Raw genomic sequence first — 1,337 nt, 5'->3', positions numbered from 1 at the left:
TATGGTGCTACACGATGTCAAGACAGTGAATTTGAATTCTTTAAGGTGTGAAAATAATTACAAAGTCAGTGTACCACCCGGGGAACAGGTGGAGGGCAAAGCCCAAGCGAAGGCGCGGGAGGGGAACGAAGTTCCCTCCATTACTCGCATGTGGATAAGAGCAGAGCCTGACGGTTATACACCGCTGCGGGCGTGAAGTTTTGCAGCGATTGGTGAGGCAAGTAGTGATTGTGCAAGTGGATGTAATGCTGCACCCCCTGCCGCGTCTCACGGGGGCTACTGTACTCGTTGATATAAATCTCATTGTACTTCAAACTGCGCCAGAATCGCTCAATGACAATGTTGTCTTTGGCGCGGCCTTTCCCGTCCATGCTGATGCGAATCTCGTGCTCCTTCAGTAGGTCAATATACTTCGGACTGGTAAAATGACTCCCTTGGTCGCTGTTCACAATCGTAGGCTGGACCCGGTCAAACGCACGCTTCATCGTCTCCAGAACAAAGCCGATTTCCAGGCTCTGATCCATTTGCCAGTCCACAATATAGCGAGAATACCAGTCCATGACGGCGTAAAGATACATCCAGCCCTGTGTCATACGGATGTAGGTAATATCCACACTCCAGACCTGATTCGGCGCCGTGATGGGTAATCCCCGCAGCAGGTAGGGATAGATCCGGTGCTGCAGGTCGCGTTTGCTCAGGTTCGGCCCGGGATAGACCGCCATGATACCCATTTCTCGCATGTAACGCCGAACGGTATTCGGGTGAACGGAATCCCCTTCTCGGTTCATAATCGCGGCAATCTTCCGGTAGCCCAGGAAAGTATGCTTCGTGTAAAGCTCGTCGATCCGGTGCTTGAGGCGAATTTCCTCCGGAGAGGGAGGGACCCGCTTGTAATAGAGGCTGGAGCGATTGAGACTGAGTAAGTCGGCTTGAACTTGAATCGCCAGCTCAGCGGTTTCCCATTCGAGAAGGCTTAGACGCTCGTCTCGAGTGAGATTAGCGGCCAGATTTTTTTTTGAGCCACGACAATTGAGTGATGAGCTTGCCCACCTCGGCGTAGAGTTCCTCGATCTGCTGTTCGTATTCTTTTTTCATTTTGGTGATGCCCTTGCGGTCATCCACAAACAATTGAGAGAGGTTTTGAGTCGCTTCATTTTTCCAGCGATTCAGGATATTGGCATGAATTCCTGCTTCGGAAGCGATCTGTGATATGGATCTTTCTTCTTTCAAAATCTCCAGCACGATCCGTGCTTTTTCTTCCGGTGTAAACGTTCTTCTCGGTGTTGGCACAACTAAGGATCTCCTTTTTTGCTGTCTAGTTTCTATGTAGCATTATA

The 1,337-nt window shown here is 50.1% G+C and carries 1 protein-coding gene; it reads right to left on the bottom strand.

The window, feature by feature from the left end; genetic code table 11:
- Nucleotides 1–140: 140 nt before the first annotated feature.
- Nucleotides 141–1,290, bottom strand: a protein-coding gene (locus EH198_RS24275; RefSeq protein WP_246014519.1) for an IS3 family transposase whose coding sequence is annotated in 2 segments (ribosomal slippage) — nt 141–1,004 and nt 1,006–1,290 — 1,149 coding nt in all. Because the reading frame shifts where the segments join, the coding sequence is not laid out codon by codon here.
- Nucleotides 1,291–1,337: the final 47 nt, after the last annotated feature.

Origin of the sequence: Paenibacillus rhizophilus, from assembly GCF_003854965.1 — a bacterium.
In the GTDB taxonomy this organism is placed as follows: Bacteria; Bacillota; Bacilli; order Paenibacillales; family Paenibacillaceae; genus Paenibacillus_AQ; species Paenibacillus_AQ rhizophilus.
The sequence above is the reverse complement of the archived record's forward strand: the minus strand, read 5'-3'. Positions and strand labels throughout refer to the sequence as shown.